Annotated in this window: 16 protein-coding genes and 2 pseudogenes; 14 read left to right on the forward strand and 4 right to left on the reverse strand. The window is 60.4% G+C overall.

Annotated elements, in window-relative coordinates:
* Nucleotides 1–734, forward strand: a 734-nt coding sequence (locus tag CCR95_RS06640) for a GlgC family sugar phosphate nucleotidyltransferase (RefSeq protein WP_276570234.1), incomplete at its 5' end; no start/stop codon positions are given.
* A gap of 110 nt (nt 735–844) precedes the next feature.
* Nucleotides 845–1,341 (forward strand): annotated as a pseudogene (locus tag CCR95_RS06645) (transposase); the annotation flags it as partial.
* 74 nt (nt 1,342–1,415) lie between these two features.
* Here CCR95_RS06645 and CCR95_RS06650 read toward each other — a convergent pair.
* Nucleotides 1,416–1,615: pseudogene (locus tag CCR95_RS06650) on the reverse strand (hypothetical protein); the annotation flags it as partial.
* A gap of 229 nt (nt 1,616–1,844) precedes the next feature.
* On the opposite strand from CCR95_RS06650, the gene CCR95_RS06655 reads away from it, so the two are divergent.
* Entirely contained in the window at nt 1,845–3,077 is a 1,233-nt protein-coding gene (locus CCR95_RS06655) for a trypsin-like serine peptidase (RefSeq protein ID WP_201092942.1), read from the forward strand.
* A gap of 63 nt (nt 3,078–3,140) precedes the next feature.
* Here the strand turns inward: CCR95_RS06655 and CCR95_RS26570 are convergent, their stop codons facing one another.
* A complete protein-coding gene (locus CCR95_RS26570; RefSeq protein ID WP_242523098.1) occupies nt 3,141–3,509 on the reverse strand; it encodes a hypothetical protein in 369 nt (122 codons plus the stop codon).
* A 242-nt stretch (nt 3,510–3,751) separates the two neighbouring features.
* Between CCR95_RS26570 and CCR95_RS06665 the strand changes: the two genes are divergently transcribed.
* Entirely contained in the window at nt 3,752–4,471 is a 720-nt protein-coding gene (locus tag CCR95_RS06665; RefSeq protein ID WP_338115360.1) for a GlgC family sugar phosphate nucleotidyltransferase, read from the forward strand.
* Nucleotides 4,468–4,887, forward strand: coding sequence for a hypothetical protein (locus CCR95_RS06670; protein ID WP_207188537.1), 420 nt, complete (start codon nt 4,468–4,470; stop codon nt 4,885–4,887). Before CCR95_RS06665 ends, CCR95_RS06670 begins: the two co-directional genes overlap by 4 nt.
* A 21-nt stretch (nt 4,888–4,908) precedes the next feature.
* On the opposite strand, the gene CCR95_RS06675 is transcribed toward CCR95_RS06670, so the two are convergent.
* A complete protein-coding gene (locus CCR95_RS06675) occupies nt 4,909–5,799 on the reverse strand; it encodes a hypothetical protein (protein ID WP_201092946.1) in 891 nt (296 codons plus the stop codon).
* A gap of 56 nt (nt 5,800–5,855) precedes the next feature.
* Nucleotides 5,856–7,310: a vWA domain-containing protein gene (locus CCR95_RS06680; protein WP_201092948.1), complete on the reverse strand. Its 1,455-nt coding sequence runs from the start codon at nt 7,308–7,310 to the stop codon at nt 5,856–5,858.
* A gap of 171 nt (nt 7,311–7,481) precedes the next feature.
* Here CCR95_RS06680 and CCR95_RS06685 point away from each other — a divergent pair, with 171 nt between their 5' ends.
* The 9 genes from CCR95_RS06685 (at nt 7,482) to truA (ending at nt 18,657) form a co-directional block, all read left to right on the forward strand.
* Nucleotides 7,482–8,150 (forward strand): endonuclease III domain-containing protein, encoded by a 669-nt coding sequence (locus CCR95_RS06685; protein WP_242523099.1) that lies wholly within the window; start codon nt 7,482–7,484, stop codon nt 8,148–8,150.
* A gap of 110 nt (nt 8,151–8,260) precedes the next feature.
* Complete coding sequence (locus tag CCR95_RS06690) at nt 8,261–8,857, forward strand: class I SAM-dependent methyltransferase (RefSeq protein WP_201092950.1); 597 nt, start codon at nt 8,261–8,263, stop codon at nt 8,855–8,857.
* Nucleotides 8,851–10,128 carry a serine--tRNA ligase gene (serS, locus tag CCR95_RS06695; RefSeq protein WP_201092952.1) on the forward strand — a complete coding sequence of 426 codons (1,278 nt, stop codon included), beginning with the start codon at nt 8,851–8,853 and terminating at the stop codon, nt 10,126–10,128. The genes CCR95_RS06690 and serS overlap by 7 nt, the downstream gene beginning before the upstream one ends.
* Nucleotides 10,129–10,209: 81 nt before the next feature.
* The gene (gene leuC, locus CCR95_RS06700) at nt 10,210–11,619 is read left to right on the forward strand and encodes a 3-isopropylmalate dehydratase large subunit (protein WP_201092954.1); all 1,410 of its coding nucleotides are present in this window, start codon (nt 10,210–10,212) and stop codon (nt 11,617–11,619) included.
* On the forward strand, nt 11,620–12,264 hold the full coding sequence (gene leuD / locus CCR95_RS06705) for a 3-isopropylmalate dehydratase small subunit (protein ID WP_201092956.1): 645 nt from the start codon (nt 11,620–11,622) through the stop codon (nt 12,262–12,264).
* A 44-nt stretch (nt 12,265–12,308) separates the two neighbouring features.
* Nucleotides 12,309–13,394 carry a 3-isopropylmalate dehydrogenase gene (gene leuB, locus CCR95_RS06710; protein WP_201092959.1) on the forward strand — a complete coding sequence of 362 codons (1,086 nt, stop codon included), beginning with the start codon at nt 12,309–12,311 and terminating at the stop codon, nt 13,392–13,394.
* A gap of 63 nt (nt 13,395–13,457) precedes the next feature.
* Complete coding sequence (asd, locus tag CCR95_RS06715; protein ID WP_201092961.1) at nt 13,458–14,573, forward strand: aspartate-semialdehyde dehydrogenase; 1,116 nt, start codon at nt 13,458–13,460, stop codon at nt 14,571–14,573.
* Between the two features lie 366 nt (nt 14,574–14,939).
* On the forward strand, nt 14,940–17,831 hold the full coding sequence (locus tag CCR95_RS06720) for a motility hub landmark protein FimV (protein WP_201092963.1): 2,892 nt from the start codon (nt 14,940–14,942) through the stop codon (nt 17,829–17,831).
* A gap of 19 nt (nt 17,832–17,850) precedes the next feature.
* Entirely contained in the window at nt 17,851–18,657 is an 807-nt protein-coding gene (gene truA / locus CCR95_RS06725) for a tRNA pseudouridine(38-40) synthase TruA (protein ID WP_201092965.1), read from the forward strand.
* The last annotated feature ends 35 nt before the right edge of the window (nt 18,658–18,692 follow it).

The following is an 18,692-nucleotide window of genomic DNA, read 5'->3' on the forward strand; positions in this document are numbered from 1 at the left end:
ACGAGGAGCGTATTCTGGGATTGGCCGAACCTGCCATGCTTCATGGGAGCGACGACGGGGAGGGGGTTGAGCGCAACGAACACCTCGAAACCATGGGCGTCTATCTGTTCGACAAGCAGTTTCTGCTTGAACGGTTGGCCCGGATCGAACGCTGTGCCGTTGCGGACAATGACCTTGCGCTCGACCTGGTTGCCCCGTTGACGCAGGATTATCGCGTCTGCGCCTATCGCTTCGGCCAGACGCGCGGGCGCGTGACGCCGGATCGTTATTGGAGCGATCTTGCCTCCATCGATGACTATTATCAGGCCAACATGGCGCTCCTGCTCGCGCAACCCCCGCTCGATCTCTATCAGCCGGACTGGACCATCAATACCTATCAGGGACAATATCCTCCGGCGCGCACCGTTCCTGGCGCGGCGACGGGCAACGAGGGCGTCTTCGTCAATTCCATGCTGGCGGCCGGCACCATTATCAGTGGTGGCGGGGTCAATCATTCGATCCTCTTTCCGCGTGTCCAAGTGAAGGACGGCGCAATCGTGGAGGCGTCGATCCTGTTCGATGGCGTCGTGGTTGGGGAGGGGGCGCATCTGCGTCACTGCATCGTCGAGAAAGAGATCGAGATTGGGCCGGGGGAACGGATCGGTTTCGATGCGAAACGGGATCGAGAGCGTTTCACGGTTTCCAGTCAGGGGGTCGTGGTCGTGTCGAAAAACGTGGAATTTTTGGAAGGTTGATCATGTCGCGTCTAACCGGCCAGCGCGACGCAGTGGGCGGGACTATTACTGAACTGATGTTACGCAGCCGCTTTCAAACGCTTGAGCTCGCTGAAGGCCTGCTGAAGCGCCTCGTCGACAGCCAGAGCGTGAAAAGCGCTGCAAAAAGGGGGCTCACATTGACCCCATCGGGTATGACGCCGGCAAGCAGATCGACGACAAGAAACGTCACATTCTGGTCGACAGGCTCGGCTTGCTCTTGCAGACCACCGTGCATCCGGCCGACATCCAAGAGCGTAATGGCGGAGCCCTGTTGTTAGCGACGCGGCTGGGGCGTTGGCCAGATCTCAAAAAGCTGTTCGCCGACGGCGGCGATCAGGGGCCTCAGTTCAAACCAGCAGTTGCCGAGCGGTTACCGGACCTCGCCATTGACATGATCAGGCGATCCGACCAGGCAAAAGGGTTTGTCTTGCTGCCGAAACGCTGGATCGTCGAACGCACGTTTGACTGGTTCGGTCGTTGCCGCCGACTCGCCAAAGACGTAGAAAATCTGACCGCGACGGCGCTCGCTTTTCTCAAACTCGCATCAATCCGTCTGATGCTCAGAAGACTCTGTCATCCAGCTTAAACTTTTTGGACAGACTCTTAGCGCGGCGCGAGGCGTCGGGGTCACCCTTTAGCTGATCCCGATCAATCACACGCTCACAGGCTCATGGCCCCAGCCGCTAGCATTGGACTGAGCAGCCAGCCAGTCAGTCAGTCAGCAGATAGAAAACTCCGGCGGCAAGCGGAATGAGGGCGACGTTGTAGCCATAGGCCCAGAAGAAATTGAGCGGGATGGTGCGCAGATCGCCCTGCATCAGGATCACCTCGCCGGCATCCACCGCGATGTCGGTGCCGGACCGATGGCAATGCGGACTGAGGGCGACCATGGCTCGCGAAGGCTCTGGTCCCCTGAAATTCCCGATTTCGGGGGATCATCAATGGACCGAGCATCCACTGATCGCCGTGTTAAGTTTTGCGGGACCACCTCTCTCAGGATGCGGTTTGAGTATTTCTACCTAACTTAGATTGAAAATTATTTTTTTACATCATACACTAAATTACCTTAACTTGCCGTAGTAAAAATCAATGAAAAAGATCTCGGTAACAGTTGCCGTCACGGTTTTGACGCTGTCGATCACTGTAGCCCTTGCGCCAGCAGTCTTCGCAGGTGAAGGGAAAATCGAGCAACGAGGTAAAGTGACGACCCTTGTCATGCCGGCTCAGAAAGGTACGCCGACAGACACTCTTGACTACGCCAATGCGCACGCTATGCCTCTACCTCAGGCGAATAGCAACATGCTTACGCCTGAAATGGCGACTGAAGAGGAGGTATTGAAGCTAGGTACTCCAGGCTTCACCAAGGGATCGTCCGGGGATGGCAAAGAATTTCCGGTTCGTCTGTTTCCGAAGGAACAGATCAACCTAAACAGCCTGGAGATGGATGGCGCAATGGACAGCGGTCTGGACGACGTGGCGCCAATGGAGTACGGCACTGCAAACACGCCCTTCACTACGTCGCGCGTCGACTTGTCATCGAATACCGTCTCGAAACTTTATCCCTACAGGGCGTCGGGCAAGCTGTTTTTCAAGAAACCCGATGGTAATACCTACGTCTGCTCGGCTTCATTGATTAAACGAGGTCTTGCCGTCACCGCGGCGCACTGCGTCGCCGCCTTTGGTAAAAAGCAGTTTTATAATAGCTGGAGTTTCGTTCCTGCCTATTATGATAACTTGGCTCCCTACCAGAGCTGGTCGGTTAGCCAACCTTGGGTAATGACATCCTATTTTAACGGAACGGATCCCTGCCAGGCCGGCGCTTTGGGTGTCGTGTGCAAAAACGATATCGCGGTCCTTGAACTGACGCCAAAAAGTGGCGCCTACCCTGGCACGAATACCGGCTGGTACAATTATGGCTGGAACGGCTATGGCTTTACGGGCGGTGGTTTGGCTGTGGGCGCGGTCGCGTTGATTAACCAATTGGGCTATCCCGTCTCCCATGACGGTGGAAATCGGATGCAGCGTACCGATAGTCAGGGTTATATCAGCAACAGTACCTCTGTAAATAACACGATCTGGGGTGGTCGGCAGACTGGCGGTTCGAGCGGCGGGCCCGAATTGGTCAATCTTGGAATTGGGGCGGTTCTTAGCGGTGGCGTTGGCCTTGGGTCCGAGGCGGCATTCAATACGGTGATTGGCGTCACGAGTTGGGGTTACACAAACCAAGCCATCAAGCGGCAAGGGGCGAGTCCATTCCTCAGTACAAACATCTCGGTCTTGATCTCCAGCGCCTGCGCAAGCAGCGATCCGCGTTGTCTGTAAAGCGATCCGTTCGGAGTCAATAGATGACTCCGATCCATCATTCCGGCGGAATGCTGAAATGAGTCAAGGGTCAGGGTTCATGCGACCTGTGTTTTGGGCGGAGGTAAGTGGCTGTGGGTTTGTCCTTGTCGAAGAGACGACAGATGTCGGCGCGCTTCTTTTCATGCCCGAAGCTGACTTCGTACTCGACGGCCATCCGGCTGGCGGGGTAGCCGAGATCGTCGCGTACCACCATGATGTAGAGTGCCAAACGGCCTCTTCAGGAGTCAGCTTGATCTGCTGGCCGCGCACCAGGCAGGTTAAATATGGGGGCGGTTTATTGCCGGAATCCTTGAGGTTGATGGATGCCTCAAGCGTTGCGATTTGCTCGAGCTTGAACTGGCCGAGCTTGTAGGCGCTGTCTTTCAGCAGATCCGCGAGGGTGATCGTCATGCTTCGGTGTCCGACGCGGACGCGCGACAACGTCACTTGATGAGGCTTGTGGCGTTTTCTCGCGCGACGGGTAAGTGTTGTTGGGGTCGGTTACGTCAACTGTTCCAGCACGGCGTTCACCTGCCGCAGTCGCTGCGCCGCGTCTGGCATCTCCCGAAAGAACTTGAGCCTGTCCCCGCCGTCGAGCTTGAATTCCTTGGGTCGGGTCTGAATCAGCCGATGATGAGGAGCGTATTCTGGGATTGGCCGAACCTGCCATGCTTCATGGGAGCGACGACGGGGAGGGGGTTGAGCGCAACGAACACCTCGAAACCATGGGCGTCTATCTGTTCGACAAGCAGTTTCTGCTTGAACGGTTGGCCCGGATCGAACGCTGTGCCGTTGCGGACAATGACCTTGCGCTCGACCTGGTTGCCCCGTTGACGCAGGATTATCGCGTCTGCGCCTATCGCTTCGGCCAGACGCGCGGGCGCGTGACGCTGGATCGTTATTGGAGCGATCTTGCCTCCATCGATGACTATTATCAGGCCAACATGGCGCTCCTGCTCGCGCAACCCCCGCTCGATCTCTATCAGCCGGACTGGACCATCAATACCTATCAGGGACAATATCCTCCGGCGCGCACCGTTCCTGGCGCGGCGACGGGCAACGAGGGCGTCTTCGTCAATTCCATGCTGGCGGCCGGCACCATTATCAGTGGTGGCGGGGTCAATCATTCGATCCTCTTTCCGCGTGTCCAAGTGAAGGACGGCGCAATCGTGGAGGCGTCGATCCTGTTCGATGGCGTCGTGGTTGGGGAGGGGGCGCATCTGCGTCACTGCATCGTCGAGAAAGAGATCGAGATTGGGCCGGGGGAACGGATCGGTTTCGATGCAAAACAGGATCGCGAGCGTTTTGCCGTCTCTCGCCAGGGGGTTGTGGTGGTGTCGAAAGGTGCCGCGGTGTCGGAAGGCGAATCATGAATGACGACGCGATGGCATTCCTGGATGTTCCTGTTCTCTTTGGCCGATTTCTGGTTCTGAACGACATCCTGGGCGAGGCGGATATCGCGCAAGCCGCGAGAGTGCAAAAAGAGTTGAATGCTCACCCTTTGTTTCGGCTGATCGAGCAGGGAACCCTGACCATTGAGGATGTCACCCGTGCGCGTGCCTATCAATGGAAGCACATGGCGACCTTCTGCGAGGCCGTCGATGCACTGGGGATTCTGGCGCTCGACGATTGCACGACGGCCATGAAGGTACTCGCTCGGCAGAATATCCCGCTGGGTGAAGTCCTGGTCAGGCAGGGTAAAATGACCCCGCAAGCGCTTGCGGATGCACTGGAAAAACACCGCCAATCTTGGAAGAGCAACCGCGCGGATGTGTTTGAGCGAACCTGATGTCTTCAGTCGGTCGCAGGGTCATTCTCGGATCGTGTCAAATAATTTCGTGTATTCGTTGCGTAAGGTGTCGTAATCGCGATTCAAGCGGGTCACGAGCCTGGTCGTGACTTCTTGCTGTTCGTGAAGCTGTCTGTTCTCCTCGGCGAGACCGCTTTGTTCGAGCACTAATTTATGCACCGATTTTCGATAGTTGCCGATCGTCGCCTGGAGATTATGGACGTGTTCCCGCAGCGCCTCGAATTCCTTCACCAGGAGGTTATAGCTGCGCTCCTTCACCGAGAGCGTGCGCATGAACACGGCATTGCTGCGTTCGGAGGTGTCGAACAGTTGCCACAACTCGCTGTTTTTATCGACCTGGAGTTTTTGCCGGAGATTCCGGTTGGCAAGCTGTAATTGTTGGTAGTTGCGTTTCAGCTCGGCGGTTGCCTCTCGATTGGTCTCGATCGCCGAGGTGCCCGCTCGATATCCGGTCAGCAATGAATCGATCCCCGAATCCAGTTCCGTGTCAGACAATCCCGCCATGTCGTCGCTGGCGTCGAGTCCCGACGGATGGCCTGTCGCGGACACCCCTTGCGTGGTTCGCTGCAAATCATCGAAGCAATGTCCGACGTTTTCCACGACCGTTTTCCACGCCTCTTCGTCAGCCAGTTGTCGCTTCTTAAACGGCTTCGAGAATGCGCTCAGGCAGGCTTCCAGGCTCCCGCGCAACTCCGGTCTTGCGGTCGGTTTGTTGTTGAGCCTCGCGATCTCTTCCTTGAGCATGCCGGCGATCGCCCGACTGCTTCGCTCGAATTTATGACGCTCCCGGCGCAGGCGCCACCATTGAATTCCAAACAGCGCGGTGAAGACCAGGCTCAGGGCCAGCGCCTCGGCCAGGCCATAGATCCAAACATAGTGAGCCGGAGTCATGATGGGAAGTTGTCCCTGTTGGTCATGCGCTGATCTGGTGGAATGGCGGGGTGGCGTTAGTCATCCGGGTCGACCTCGTCCGGCGCGATCCGACGGCGTCGGCGCCACCACCAGACACCGACGCCAAGACCGGCCAGGGCCAAAAGGCCGAGGTTTCCTAACAAGAAAATGAAGAATGCGGTGCGCTGGGTCGCCTGATCGGAATCCGGCGAATCCGCTGCCGTGGCGTTGTCCGGCAGGCCGGTCGCTTGCGGGGCAACGGGTGGTACCGGATGCTCCGCCCCGACGATCGTCAGGAAATAGGTCTTTTGGCGCTGAAAATCCACCCCTTCGGCGCTGACGCGCACCTGGAACAGGCCCGGCGCGCTGAAGGCGAGCGTGCCACGATAATCCCGGGCGGACGGATCGCTCGCGCCTGGCTGTAATTCGAGTTGCTGCTGGATGGCCCCGGACGCGTCGAGCGAGGTGGCCGTGAAGCGTGTGTTTTTCATGAGGCTGGGATCGACCGCCACGCCGCGATACAGCAATTTGGCGACGACGGTCACCGTCTCGTCCAGGCTCGCCAACACCGGAAGCGTGGCGTGCACATCGAGATCGCTCTCGATATACGCCTTCTTGTCCGCGTTATCCGCGGTGACTTTCCAGGATCCCGCCTCTGGCTGCTGAATCGAGACGCGGTCAAAATCGGGTGTGCTTTTCCAATCCACCCCTGGCACTGGCGCGCCCGCGCTGAACGTCCGACCGCTGGGATCGGTGAGCTGCATCGGTCCATCGCCCGTGTCGCGCTTCACGAGCAATTTCAATTCGCGGACATTGGCGTCGACCTTGACCGCGCCGTCGATCACGGGTGCCGTCAAGGGTTGATCGGTCTGCTCGAACAGCCGGACGAAGGCGTCGTAAATATCCGCTGGTTTGTCCGCGCGAAATGCCTGGCCGCCCGTGGCGTCGGCCAGTTGACGGAGAAACGCGAGATCGGCCTCCGGAGAAAAGGCGACCCCCAGAATCCGGATGCCGGCCGCCTGAAATTTTGGGATGATCTCCTCGACGATGGCGGCGCGCGAGGTCTGGTTGGCCTCTTCGCTTCCGAGGTTGAGTTGTCCATCGGAAAACAGCACCAGCACCCGCGGGTGCGCCGGATCCGGGGGTTGGTCTGGATAGAGCCGAGACGCGGTACGCAGCGCGGCCTCGAAATTCGTGCGTATGCCACCCATCCGGACTTGCTGGATCAGGGAGGCAATCCGTTCGCGGGTTCCGGTGTCGGACAGTGGCGTCAGCGGCAGCAGGCGTTCGCTCTCTTGCGCGAAGGTCGTCAGCGCCAGACGATCCTCGGCGCCGAGGAGTTCGCTGAAAAGCTCCGCTCCTTTGAGACTGTCCCGGTTTGGGTCATTGCCCTTCATGCTGAGCGAGCGGTCCAGCGTCAAGACCACGTCGACCGCGTCGGCCGGCCCGCAAGCCAGGAGGGCGAGAAGCACGAGCAGGGTCAGGCGGATGGCAGCGGGCTTGCCTGTCATGGGGAAATCCTCAAGTCTCGAGCGGTTTGCGGATGACGGCTGACGGAAGAATTGACAACGCGATCGTGACTTTGGCTTCACCACGATGAAAGGCTTGATGATGAGAGTTTAACCGATAGGGTGGCACCCTTGCGAAAACAGGCCAATGATCTAGTGCTGGACGGGAGGCGGTTGCGAAGGGTCTATGCTGCCCTGTTCGCGGCGTATGGACAACAACATTGGTGGCCCGCCGACAGCCCATTCGAGGTGATGGTTGGTGCCGTGCTGACCCAGAACACCGCCTGGATCAATGTCGAGCGGGCGCTGGCGCGATTGACGGAGTCGATCGCGCTTGACCCCGCCGAAATCCTCGCGCTTGATCCGGCTGTGTTGGCTGAAGTTTTGCGTCCGGTGGGCTACTTCAACGTCAAGACGCGACGGTTGAGCGTCTTCTGCGCGTATTATCTGGCGGCGGGAGGCTTCGCTGGACTGGACGCGCGCGATACCGAAACCCTGCGGCGCGATCTGCTCGCGGTCCAGGGAATCGGCCCGGAGACCGCCGACGACATGCTGCTCTATGCCTTCGAGCGGCCGATTTTCGTGGTCGATGCCTATACCCGCCGGCTTTTCGCCCGGCTCGGCCTGATTGCTGGCGACGAAGGTTACGAGCAGATTCGTCGCGCCTTGGAGACGGCGCTCGGCCCTGACGTGCCGCTCTTCAAGGAGTACCATGCACTGATCGTTCGTCACGCCAAACAGGCGTGCCGGACCCGACCGGCCTGTCCGGACTGCCTCTTGCGTGAAAATTGCCCAACCGCTCCCGTCCCATCCATGACGTCATCGCTCGTGGTCAGTGGATAGCGGTCGTTTTTAAGCAACGATTTGATTGGAAATACGCGCTCCCACAACGGACAACCTCAAGCCTTGATCGGTTGGCGGCGGGATCCCTGGAACTGTTGAGAAAGACCAAGATGCCAAGAGTCGATAATGACGCTTTTTATCGCAGCGCCCTCGCGGCACACGGCGAGACCGCCGAAGGGGTGCACTGGAACTCCACCGAGACCCAGGAGGTTCGGTTCAGAGTCCTGCGCGACCTGCTGCCGGATGACCTCTCCGGCCTGACGCTGGTGGATGCCGGTTGCGGATTTGGCGATTTCTATTGCTATCTGGAACGCCACGGCGAGCGGCCGGGGCGCTATCTCGGGCTGGATGTGATGGAGCCCATGGTGGAGACCGCGCGCGGGCGAACCGGCTGCGAGATCCGGATCCTCGATGTCCTGAACGATCCGCTGCCCAAGGCCGATTATTATCTCTGTAGCGGCGCCATGAACACCCTGACCCGCGAAGAGAGCGACCGCTTCATTCGCAACTGTTACGCCGTCTGCGACACGGGATTCGTGTTCAACCTGCTGAAAGGCTGGAATACCTCGCCCACGTACAATTTCTACCTGCCAAGCGAGATCAAGCGTCTGGGCCAGGAACTCGCCGCCGATTGGCGGATCGAGGAAGGCTATCTGGCGGGCGATTTCACGACGGCGTTCATCAAGAAGCAGGAACGAGAATGCTAGATCCACGTTTATTGCGGACCGATCTCGACCGCGTCGCCGAACAACTGGCCCGGCGCGGGCTGACCCTGGACAAATCACGTTTCGATGCGTTGGAAGCGGAACGCAAGGGCTTGCAGATCGCGGTTCAGGAATTACAGAATCAGCGCAACACCCGCTCCAAGACGATCGGCCAGGCCAAGGCGTCCGGGCAGGATATCCAACCGCTGCTGGCGGAGGTGTCCGACCTGGGCGAACGGCTCAAGGCCGCTGATGCGCGTCTGAGCGAGATCCAGCAGGAGGTCGGCGCCATCAGCCTGGCCCTACCCAACCTGCCCGACGCCAGCGTGCCGGACGGTCGGAACGAAGCGGACAACCGCGAGGAGCGACGCTGGAGCACACCGCCAGTCTTCGACTTTACTCCCAAGGATCATGTCGACCTGGGCGCGGTCAACGGCTGGATGGATTTCGATCTCGCGGCCAAGGTCACCGGCTCGCGTTTCGTGGTGCTCTCCGGCCCGCTGGCCCGGCTGCATCGGGCGCTGATCCAGTTCATGCTGGACACCCACACCGGCGAACACGGCTACACCGAGACCTACGTCCCCTATCTGGTCAATGCCGAGAGTCTTCAGGGCACGGGTCAGTTACCCAAGTTCGAGGCGGATCTGTTCAAGGTGCCGGGCGAGAAGACGCTCTATCTCATCCCGACCGCCGAGGTGCCGGTGACCAACCTGGCGCGCGACGTGATTTTCGAGGCCGCCGATCTGCCGCGCAAATGGGTTGCCCACACGCCCTGCTTCCGCAGCGAGGCGGGTTCCTACGGTAAGGACACGCGCGGCATGATCCGTCAGCATCAGTTCGAGAAGGTCGAACTGGTCCAGGTCACGCGCCCCGAGGAGTCGCTCCAGGCGCTCGAAGCGCTCACCGGACATGCCGAAACCATCCTGCAACGGCTGGGGCTGGCCTACCGGGTGGTGACGCTCTGCACCGGCGATCTAGGCTTCTCCGCGCGCAAGACTTACGACCTGGAAGTCTGGCTCCCCGGTCAGCAGACCTATCGCGAGATCTCCTCGTGCAGCAACTTCGGCGATTTTCAGGCGCGCAGACTCCAGGCGCGCTGGCGCAATCCCGAAACCGGCAAGCCCGAGCTGGTCCATACCATCAATGGCTCAGGACTGGCGGTCGGGCGCACCCTGGTTGCCGTGCTGGAGAACTATCAGCAGGCGGACGGGAGCATCGGCATTCCGGAAGTGCTGCGGCCCTACATGGGTGGTCTGGAGCGGCTCGGTGTTTAAGCGAATTCCGGGGCCGGATTTGAGTTTGCCCCGCTCCCCGACTATCCTAGTCGATTCCATTTTTTGCATCGAGGTTGGGCCATGGGCGCCAAGACTCTCTACGACAAACTCTGGGACGAGCATGTCGTCCGCGTCGACGACAATGGCACGGCCCTACTCTATATCGACCGTCAGTTGGTCCACGAAGTCACCTCGCCCCAGGCGTTCGAGGGATTGCGGCTGGCCGGTCGCCAACCCTGGCGGACGTCGGCCAACCTGGCCGTGCCGGACCATAATGTTCCAACCACCGACCGCGAGCGTTCCGCCGGGATCACCGATCCGGTGGCGCGTATCCAGGTCGCGGCGCTCGGCACCAACTGCGCGACCTTCGGCATTACCGAATTCGGCATGGGCGATCATCGTCAGGGCATCGTGCATGTGATCGGACCCGAACAGGGTTTCACGCTGCCGGGCAGTACCGTGGTTTGCGGCGATTCGCATACCTCCACGCACGGCGCCTTCGGCGCGCTGGCCTTCGGGATCGGCACCTCCGAGGTCGAGCATGTGCTGGCGACCCAATGTCTGATCCAGCGTCCGTCCAGAACGATGCTGATCCGCGTGAACGGCGCGCTGGGTCCGGGCGTGACTGCCAAGGACATCGTGCTGGCCATCATCGGCGAGATCGGCACCGCAGGCGGCACCGGCTACGTGATCGAGTTCGGCGGCGACGCCATTCGCGCGCTCTCGATGGAAGGGCGCATGACGGTCTGTAACATGACCATCGAGGCGGGTGCCCGTGCCGGTCTGATCGCGGTCGACGAGAAGACCATCGAGTACATGCGCGGACGCCCTTACGCGCCGACCGGCGAACTGTTCGAGCGCGCCGCCGCGCACTGGCGCTCCCTGGTCAGCGATGAGGGCGCCACGTTCGACCGAGTGGTGGATTTGGACGCGGCCAATATCCAGCCGCAAGTGACCTGGGGAACCTCGCCGGAAATGGTGCTGCCGATCGACGGTCGGGTGCCCGATCCGGACGCCGAGTCCGATCCGGTCAAGGCCGGCGGCATCCGTCGCGCGCTCGACTATATGGGCCTGACCGCCGGGATGCCGATCACCGACATCCGTCCCGACAAGGTCTTTATCGGTTCCTGCACCAATTCGCGGATCGAGGATCTGCGCGCCGCCGCGGAGGTCGCCCGAGGCCGCAAGGTCAGCGACCACATCAAGTTAGCGCTGGTGGTGCCGGGCTCCGGTCTGGTGAAGGAGCAGGCCGAGGCCGAGGGGCTCGACAAGATTTTCACCGCAGCCGGTTTCGAGTGGCGCGAGCCGGGTTGTTCCATGTGTCTGGCGATGAATGCGGATCGCCTGGAGCCGGGCGAGCGCTGCGCCTCCACCTCCAACCGCAACTTCGAGGGTCGGCAGGGGCAGGGCGGACGTACCCATCTGGTGAGTCCGATTATGGCCGTGGCCGCCGCGGTGGCCGGTCATTTCGTCGATGTGAGGGCGCTGTAAATGGAACCGTTCAAGAATTTCACGGGCGTCGTCGCGCCGCTGGACCGGGCCAATGTGGACACCGACGCCATCATCCCGAAGCAGTTTCTGAAAAGCATCAAGCGGACCGGCTTCGGTCCCTATCTGTTCGATGAACTGCGCTATCTGGATCATGGCGAGCCGGAGATGGATTGCACCGATCGGCCCTTGAATCCGACGTTCGTACTCAACGATCCGCGTTATGGCAAGGCCGAGATCCTGCTGGCGCGCGAGAATTTCGGCTGCGGTTCCTCTCGCGAGCACGCGCCCTGGGCGTTGGCCGATTTCGGTTTTCGGGTCATTCTGGCGCCGAGCTTCGCCGACATCTTTTTCAATAACTGTTTCAAAAACGGCATTCTGCCCATCGTGCTGGACGCCAAAATCGTGGATGCTCTGTTCGAGCAGGCCACGGGCGGAAGCCCGCTGCGGATCGCGGTCGATCTGCCCGCGCAGACCCTGACGCTGGACGACGGAACCTGCATCCCGTTCACGGTCGAGGCGGGCAGTAAACATTGCCTGATCGAGGGGCTCGATGATATCGGTCTGACTCTGAAACATGTCGATGCGATCCGGGCCTACGAGGAACGCCGTCGAAGCGAGGCGCCCTGGGTATTTATCGGGGCCTGATCAATGTCGGCAGGATTCGCTTTCAAGACTTGGAGATTTGGATTTTGAGCAAGAACATTCTGGTCGTCGCGGGCGACGGCATCGGCCCGGAGATCGTTGCCGAGGCGATCAAGGTTTTGAACGTGCTGCAAGCCGAAGGCGCGATCGACGTGACCCTCCAGCATGCTCTGGTCGGCGGCGCGGCCTATGACGCGGTCGGCGATCCGCTGCCCGAGGCGACCTTGAACGCGGCCAAGGCCGCCGATGCCGTGCTGCTCGGCGCCGTGGGCGGACCCAAGTGGGAGCCGCTGCCGATCGCGAAGCGCCCGGAAAAAGGGTTGCTGGGTCTGCGCGCCGGGCTCGGTCTGTTCGCCAATCTGCGTCCGGCCATCCTCTATCCGCAATTGGCGGATGCCTCGACCCTCAAACCCGAGGTGGTCGCGGGGCTGGACATCATGATCGTGCGCGAATTGACCGGCGACATCTATTTCGGCCAGCCGCGCGGCGTCGAGACCCTGCCATCCGGCGAGCGTCGCGGCATCAACACCATGGTCTACACCGGGTCCGAGATCGAGCGCATCTGCCGCGTCGCCTTCGACATCGCCATGAAGCGCGACAAGCGGGTCTGTTCGGTCGACAAGGCGAACGTGCTCGAATGTACCGAGCTGTGGCGCGAGGTCGCGATCAAAACGGCGGCGGACTATCCTGAGATCACGCTGACGCACATGTACGTCGACAACGCCGCCATGCAACTAGTGCGCGCGCCCAAACAGTTTGACGTGATGGTTACCGGCAATATTTTCGGCGACATCCTGTCGGATTGCGCTTCCATGCTGACCGGCTCCATTGGCATGCTCCCTTCGGCCTCGCTGAACGCGACGGGGCAGGGCATGTACGAACCGATTCATGGCTCGGCGCCCGACATCGCCGGACGGGGCGTGGCCAATCCGCTGGCGACCATTCTCTCGGTCGCCATGATGTTGCGCTATTCGCTCGGCGCGCCCGAGTTGGCGGATCGGATCGAGACCGCCGTGTCGCGAGTGCTCGATCAAGGGTTGCGGACCCCCGATATCCTGTCGGCCGGGATGCGCCAGGTTGGCACGGTCGAGATGGGCGATGCGGTTGTGGCGGCGCTCTCCACGACGGATTAATGCCTGAGTCCAGTCTTTGTGATTCAGAATTCTTTTTATTGAATTTGATGGAGTAAGTTGTTGATGAAGCGGGTCGGTTTTGTCGGTTGGCGCGGCATGGTGGGTTCGGTTCTGATGGATCGGATGCTTGAGGAAAATGACTTTGCGCGGATCGCGGAGCCGGTCTTTTTCACCACCTCCCAGGTCGGCCAGCCTGGACCGGACGTCGGTCGGGGCGCCCAACCGCTGCTGGATGCGCAGTCGCTGGACGATTTGCGCGTCCTGGATGCGATCGTCACCTGTCAGGGCGGCGACTATACCAAGTCGATCTATCCTCAATTGCGCGCGCGCGGCTGGAGCGGTTACTGGGTGGATGCCGCCTCGACGCTGCGCATGGCGCCGGACGCCACCATCATTCTGGATCCGGTCAATCGACCCATCATCGATGCGGCGCTGAATGCTGGAAAACGCGACTTCATCGGCGGCAATTGCACCGTCAGCCTGATGCTGATGGCCCTTGGCGGACTATTCCGGGCGGGATTGGTGGAATGGGTCAGTGCCATGACTTATCAGGCGGCTTCGGGCGCCGGGGCCAAAAACATGCGCGAACTGCTGGAGCAGATGGGCGCGCTCAACGAATCCGTCAAGCCGCTGCTCCTGGATCCGGCCTCCGCGATCTTGGATATCGACCGCGGCGTCACCGCGGCAATGCGGGATCCAGGTTTTCCCACCGCCAATTTCGGCGCTCCGCTTGCGGGGAGCCTGATTCCCTGGATCGACACCCAATTGGAAAATGGCCAGAGTCGGGAAGAGTGGAAAGGTCAGGCCGAGACGAATAAGATCCTGGGTTTGGAGGCGCAACCCTTAGCCATCGACGGACTGTGCGTGCGGGTGGGTGCCATGCGCTGCCACAGTCAGGGGCTAACCATTAAATTGACGCGCGATGTTCCGATGGCCGAGATCGAGTCATTGATCGCGGGCGCAAATGACTGGGTACGGCTGATCCCGAACGACCGAGAGCGCACGGTGCAAGAGTTGTCACCGGCCGCCGTGACCGGAACCCTGACAGTCCCGATCGGTCGTTTGCGCAAAATGAATCTGGGCAAAGACTACCTTTCGGCCTTTACGGTTGGCGATCAGTTGCTTTGGGGCGCCGCGGAGCCCTTGCGACGGATGCTCCGCATCCTGCTCGATCGCTGAGCCTGATCGCGCGACGATGTCGTTGAGCGTTCAGGCAGGATGAACTCTCGTTCAGCCACTTCCAGAGGCCGATTGCGCTATCTTGAGTGACCCTCGTCTCATGGCGCCAACGGCGATCTGTGAAATGCGGTTTAAATCATTTATAACATTCAAAATACTGAAACCGCGTCGACTCTGACGTTTGTTTGGTTCATGCAAGGCTGAATCAAGGTTCGACGCTCGCATGCTATGCTGGACGCAATTTAAGCAGAGTTAGATGCGTTTGTTTCATCAAGGGCGCTTCTTGAAGGGTTGGACGAACAGAGCCGTGCTCTGATCGTCCTGTTCGTTCGGTTTATGTCATCGCGCGGTGCACGAGGGTGGAGGATGTCTCGCAAGCTTATTCTAGTGTCAACCATGACCCTGATCCTGGCAGGCACCGATGTCTTCGCCCTTGGATTGGGTGGAATCCGTACCTTATCCGTACTGAATCAACCTTTTTCCGGCGAGATCGACATTCATGACGTCAACCCTGACGAACTGGATGCCATCAAGGTCTCGATCGCTTCTCAGGAGGCATTCACCAAGGCTGGTATCGAACGCTACTATCATCTAACCAAACTCACCTTCAGTCCGGAGCTTTCTCCCCAGGGGAAACCAGTGATTCGCGTGTCGAGCCGAGAGCCGATTCGCGAGCCCTACATGGACTTGCTGGTCGAGGTCTACTGGCCCAGCGGTCAGTTGATCAAGGAATACGCCGTTCTATTGGACCCGCCGGTATTGGCCAATCGTCAGGCTCCGCGCGTCGATACTCCCAGGGCCGTCGGCGCCCGGAGCGGTTCCGCTCCGGGTGCGAGCCGCGAAACGTCTCCGTCCGCAAATCATATTCCAGCCCCCGGCGACGGCTTTCCAATCTACATCGGGCCGATCGAATCGGGCGCCGGTCTCTGGCGGTTGGCGCTCAATCATGCCCCGGCTGGCGCCACGACGGCGCAGACAGCCATGGCGCTGCACCGGAACAATCAGGGAGCTTTCAGTCGCGGTAACATCAATCGCCTGATCGCCGGCAAAACGCTGATCATTCCGACCCGCGAGGAATTGTTCGCGCTTGACGCCGCGGCGGCGGAACGGGAATTCGCCGCGGCGCTTCGCGGAGGCGCGGTCCGCCGTGCGCCGATGACGGCGATTCCCCCGGACGCGCTCTCCTCGCGTTTGAGGATCGCCGGAGCCCTTCCAACGGATGCGGCGGTGTCTTCGGGATCGGCGCCAGTTCCCGATGCAGGGTCAACCGCGGCGGCGTCTGCCAGTCCACCAAGCCCGCGCCTGGAACAGGATCTTCTGCTGGCTCTGGAGACCAGTGAAAGCGCGCGCCAGGAAGCGCTGGAATTGAGACAGCGCATCAAGGAGCTGGAGACACAACTGGCGGATATCCAGAACCTGCTGACACGGCGCAATGCCGAAGCAGAGCGGATCAAAGGGAACGATGTGGCTTCCGGCGTCCTGGGCGAGGTTACGCGCGAAGTCGTTCCGAAGGACTCGGATCTGGACTCCAAATTGCTGGCTGAATCGGTCTCTGGCGAACTGTCGTCCAAGGCAACCACGCAACCGCCAGAAGACACTCTGATCGCGACAGAGCCGCCTCTCCTTGAGACATTGCCGGCGGATGTCGCCAAAACACCAGACGCATCAATCGAGCCGGAATCGGCGCAAGCCGCCGGCGCCGTAGGCGAATTGATACCGATTCCCGTGCCCACCCCGGTAACGGGCCGATCCGACACGGCGGTCGAACAGGCTGGCCAACAAGCTCCCTCACCTCCGGAAGAGGCGCCCATCGCGACCCAAGAACAGGGAAGCGAACCAGGTTCGCTCGAATCGTCTTCAACCTGGCGGTCTTTGATGCTGCCAGCGGCTGGGTTCGCCGGAGTCACCGCCTTGGGTATTCTGGCGTTTTCATGGGTGACGGCCAGACGCAGGCGTCGGCATGAGGGTGACGCCGAAAAGGATTTGTTTCTCGATACGCTCGATTTCGCAGAACCTGAAGATGCGCCTCGACCCCATGCAACTCTGGCTCCCGAGGAGGCGGCCGCCGCTCGGACTGAGCGGGAAACGCTCTCCGGGAAGCCGTTGATCTCCGACAATGAAGAGGAACCCGAATCACCCTTGTCGCTGCTGTCTTCCTTAAGCGATTTTGACGCCGAGACGGACGAAGCGGATGTCCTCTCGGAAGCGGATATCTATATCGCTTATGGCAGGCACCTCGAGGCACGAGAACTTCTGCTCAAGGAAATGACGCGTTATCCGGATCGCCTGGACATCAAGTTCAAGCTCGCCGATGCCTATGCGGGAGCACAGGATGCGCAGGGGCTGAAAAAGATGATGCAGTCGATCGAATCGGCTGGCGGAGACCGTACCCAGCCGGGACAATGGAAGCGGTTGCAGGAGCTTTCCGCGCAGATCCAGCCCGTTGGAGCCGCAGTTTCGGGCATGCCGGCGCCAATGGTCGCTGTTGGCGCAACCTCTTCGCAGGAATCCGGCCAGAAGGGCTCCAGCGATCTCATGACGGATTCTCTGGACCTGACCGATTCGCTGCTGTTGGATCTCAGCGAAATACAGCGTGGTTCCGCGGAACCTTTCGAGCAGACACCGATGCGGAGGCAAGTTGCGAATGAATCTGAGCCGCGGGAGGATTCGCCGCTGAAATTTAGCGATGACGCCTTGGGCGACATGCTCACCGAACCGGCAAATCTTGATGACCTCGTATTGGAAGAGGATTTACTGGATCTGGGACTCCCACTGCATACCGACGACGGACAGAAGGCGCTGAATCGCGATCCTTTCGCCGATATCGCGCATGAACCGACCAGCGATGAGTCCGAATTGGTGCTCACGCTGGACGAGACGAGTCTGGATGTCGCGGAAGATCTGGATTCCATGTTCGATTCCACGCTGGAAGACGAACCCACGTTGGCGCGCAACGAACTGGAGGGGGCTCGCCCATCCGGCGCGGCGGAGTCTCCGCGAGTCTCCTTGGGCAAGCAGGAGTTGTCCGGATCAGGTTTGCCTTCGGGGCAGGAAAGCGTTCTCACCGAACAACTTTCCTCGCAGTGGCAGATGGATTCTGGAATCTGGGACGAGACCGCCACCAAGCTCGATCTGGCGCGCGCCTATCTTGAGATGGACGACGCGGAGGCGGCACGCGAGATTCTTCAAGAGGTCATTGCGGAGGGTCGTGACGATCAGAAATCCGAGGCTCGTGCCCTGCTGGAGCGGTTGGCTTGAGCCTTGAGGGTGTGACCCCTTGATCTCCGGTCGGATCGCCCTAGGCATCGAGTATGACGGCACCGACTTTCGCGGCTGGCAGACCCAGCAGCCCGGAGTCCGTACTGTCCAGACCTGTCTGGAAGCCGCGTTGAGCCGGGTAGCCGATCATCCGGTCAGCGTCGTCTGCGCCGGACGCACCGACGCCGGAGTGCATGCCCTCGAACAGGTGGTGCATTTCGAGACCTCGGCACAGCGGCGCGAGCGTTCCTGGGTGCTAGGGGCCAATGTGAACCTGCCATCGGATGTCGCCGTGCGCTGGGCGCATCCGGTCGAGGCGGGTTTTCATGCGCGCTTTAGCGCCATGGCCCGGCATTACCGCTATCAGATCATGGTCCAGCGCGCGCGCTCGCCCCTGCGACGCGACCGTGCGGTCTGGGTGCATACGTCGCTAGATCGCGCGCGGATGCAACTGGCCGCGGCGGCGCTGGTCGGCGAGCATGATTTTTCGAGCTTCCGCGCCGTGGCCTGTCAGGCGAAGAGCCCGGTGCGTCGGATTCATTATCTGGAACTCTCCGAGCAGGACGACCTGCTGACGATCCGGGTCGGCGCCAATGGCTTTTTGCATCACATGGTGCGCAATATCGCTGGCGTGTTGATCGCCATCGGCCGGGGCGATGCACCGGTCGACTGGACGCGGGAATTGCTGGAGGTACGCGACCGCACCCTGGCCGGGGTGACGGCGCCGCCGCAGGGGCTCTATTTCGTGCGTGCCGATTATCCGTCCCGCTTTGATCTGCCTCAACTTGAAACCGCTTCACCACTGCCGGAATCGACCGCCGACTGATGCCGACCTACCCCATCGACTCCCAGCCCACCGAT

The sequence above is a fragment of the Thiocystis minor genome, assembly GCF_016653465.1.
In the GTDB taxonomy this organism is placed as follows: domain Bacteria; phylum Pseudomonadota; class Gammaproteobacteria; order Chromatiales; family Chromatiaceae; genus Chromatium; species Chromatium minus.

Coding starts and splice junctions, on each gene's coding strand:
- CCR95_RS06690 (WP_201092950.1), top strand. CDS start 8,261: ATGCCAAGAGTCGATAATGACGCTTTTTATCGCAGCGCCCTCGCGGCA.
- CCR95_RS06720 (WP_201092963.1), top strand. CDS start 14,940: ATGTCTCGCAAGCTTATTCTAGTGTCAACCATGACCCTGATCCTGGCA.
- CCR95_RS06675 (WP_201092946.1), bottom strand. CDS start 5,799: ATGACTCCGGCTCACTATGTTTGGATCTATGGCCTGGCCGAGGCGCTG.
- CCR95_RS06655 (WP_201092942.1), top strand. CDS start 1,845: ATGAAAAAGATCTCGGTAACAGTTGCCGTCACGGTTTTGACGCTGTCG.
- CCR95_RS26570 (WP_242523098.1), bottom strand. CDS start 3,509: ATGACGATCACCCTCGCGGATCTGCTGAAAGACAGCGCCTACAAGCTC.
- serS (WP_201092952.1), top strand. CDS start 8,851: ATGCTAGATCCACGTTTATTGCGGACCGATCTCGACCGCGTCGCCGAA.
- asd (WP_201092961.1), top strand. CDS start 13,458: ATGAAGCGGGTCGGTTTTGTCGGTTGGCGCGGCATGGTGGGTTCGGTT.
- leuC (WP_201092954.1), top strand. CDS start 10,210: ATGGGCGCCAAGACTCTCTACGACAAACTCTGGGACGAGCATGTCGTC.
- CCR95_RS06670 (WP_207188537.1), top strand. CDS start 4,468: ATGAATGACGACGCGATGGCATTCCTGGATGTTCCTGTTCTCTTTGGC.
- CCR95_RS06680 (WP_201092948.1), bottom strand. CDS start 7,310: ATGACAGGCAAGCCCGCTGCCATCCGCCTGACCCTGCTCGTGCTTCTC.
- leuD (WP_201092956.1), top strand. CDS start 11,620: ATGGAACCGTTCAAGAATTTCACGGGCGTCGTCGCGCCGCTGGACCGG.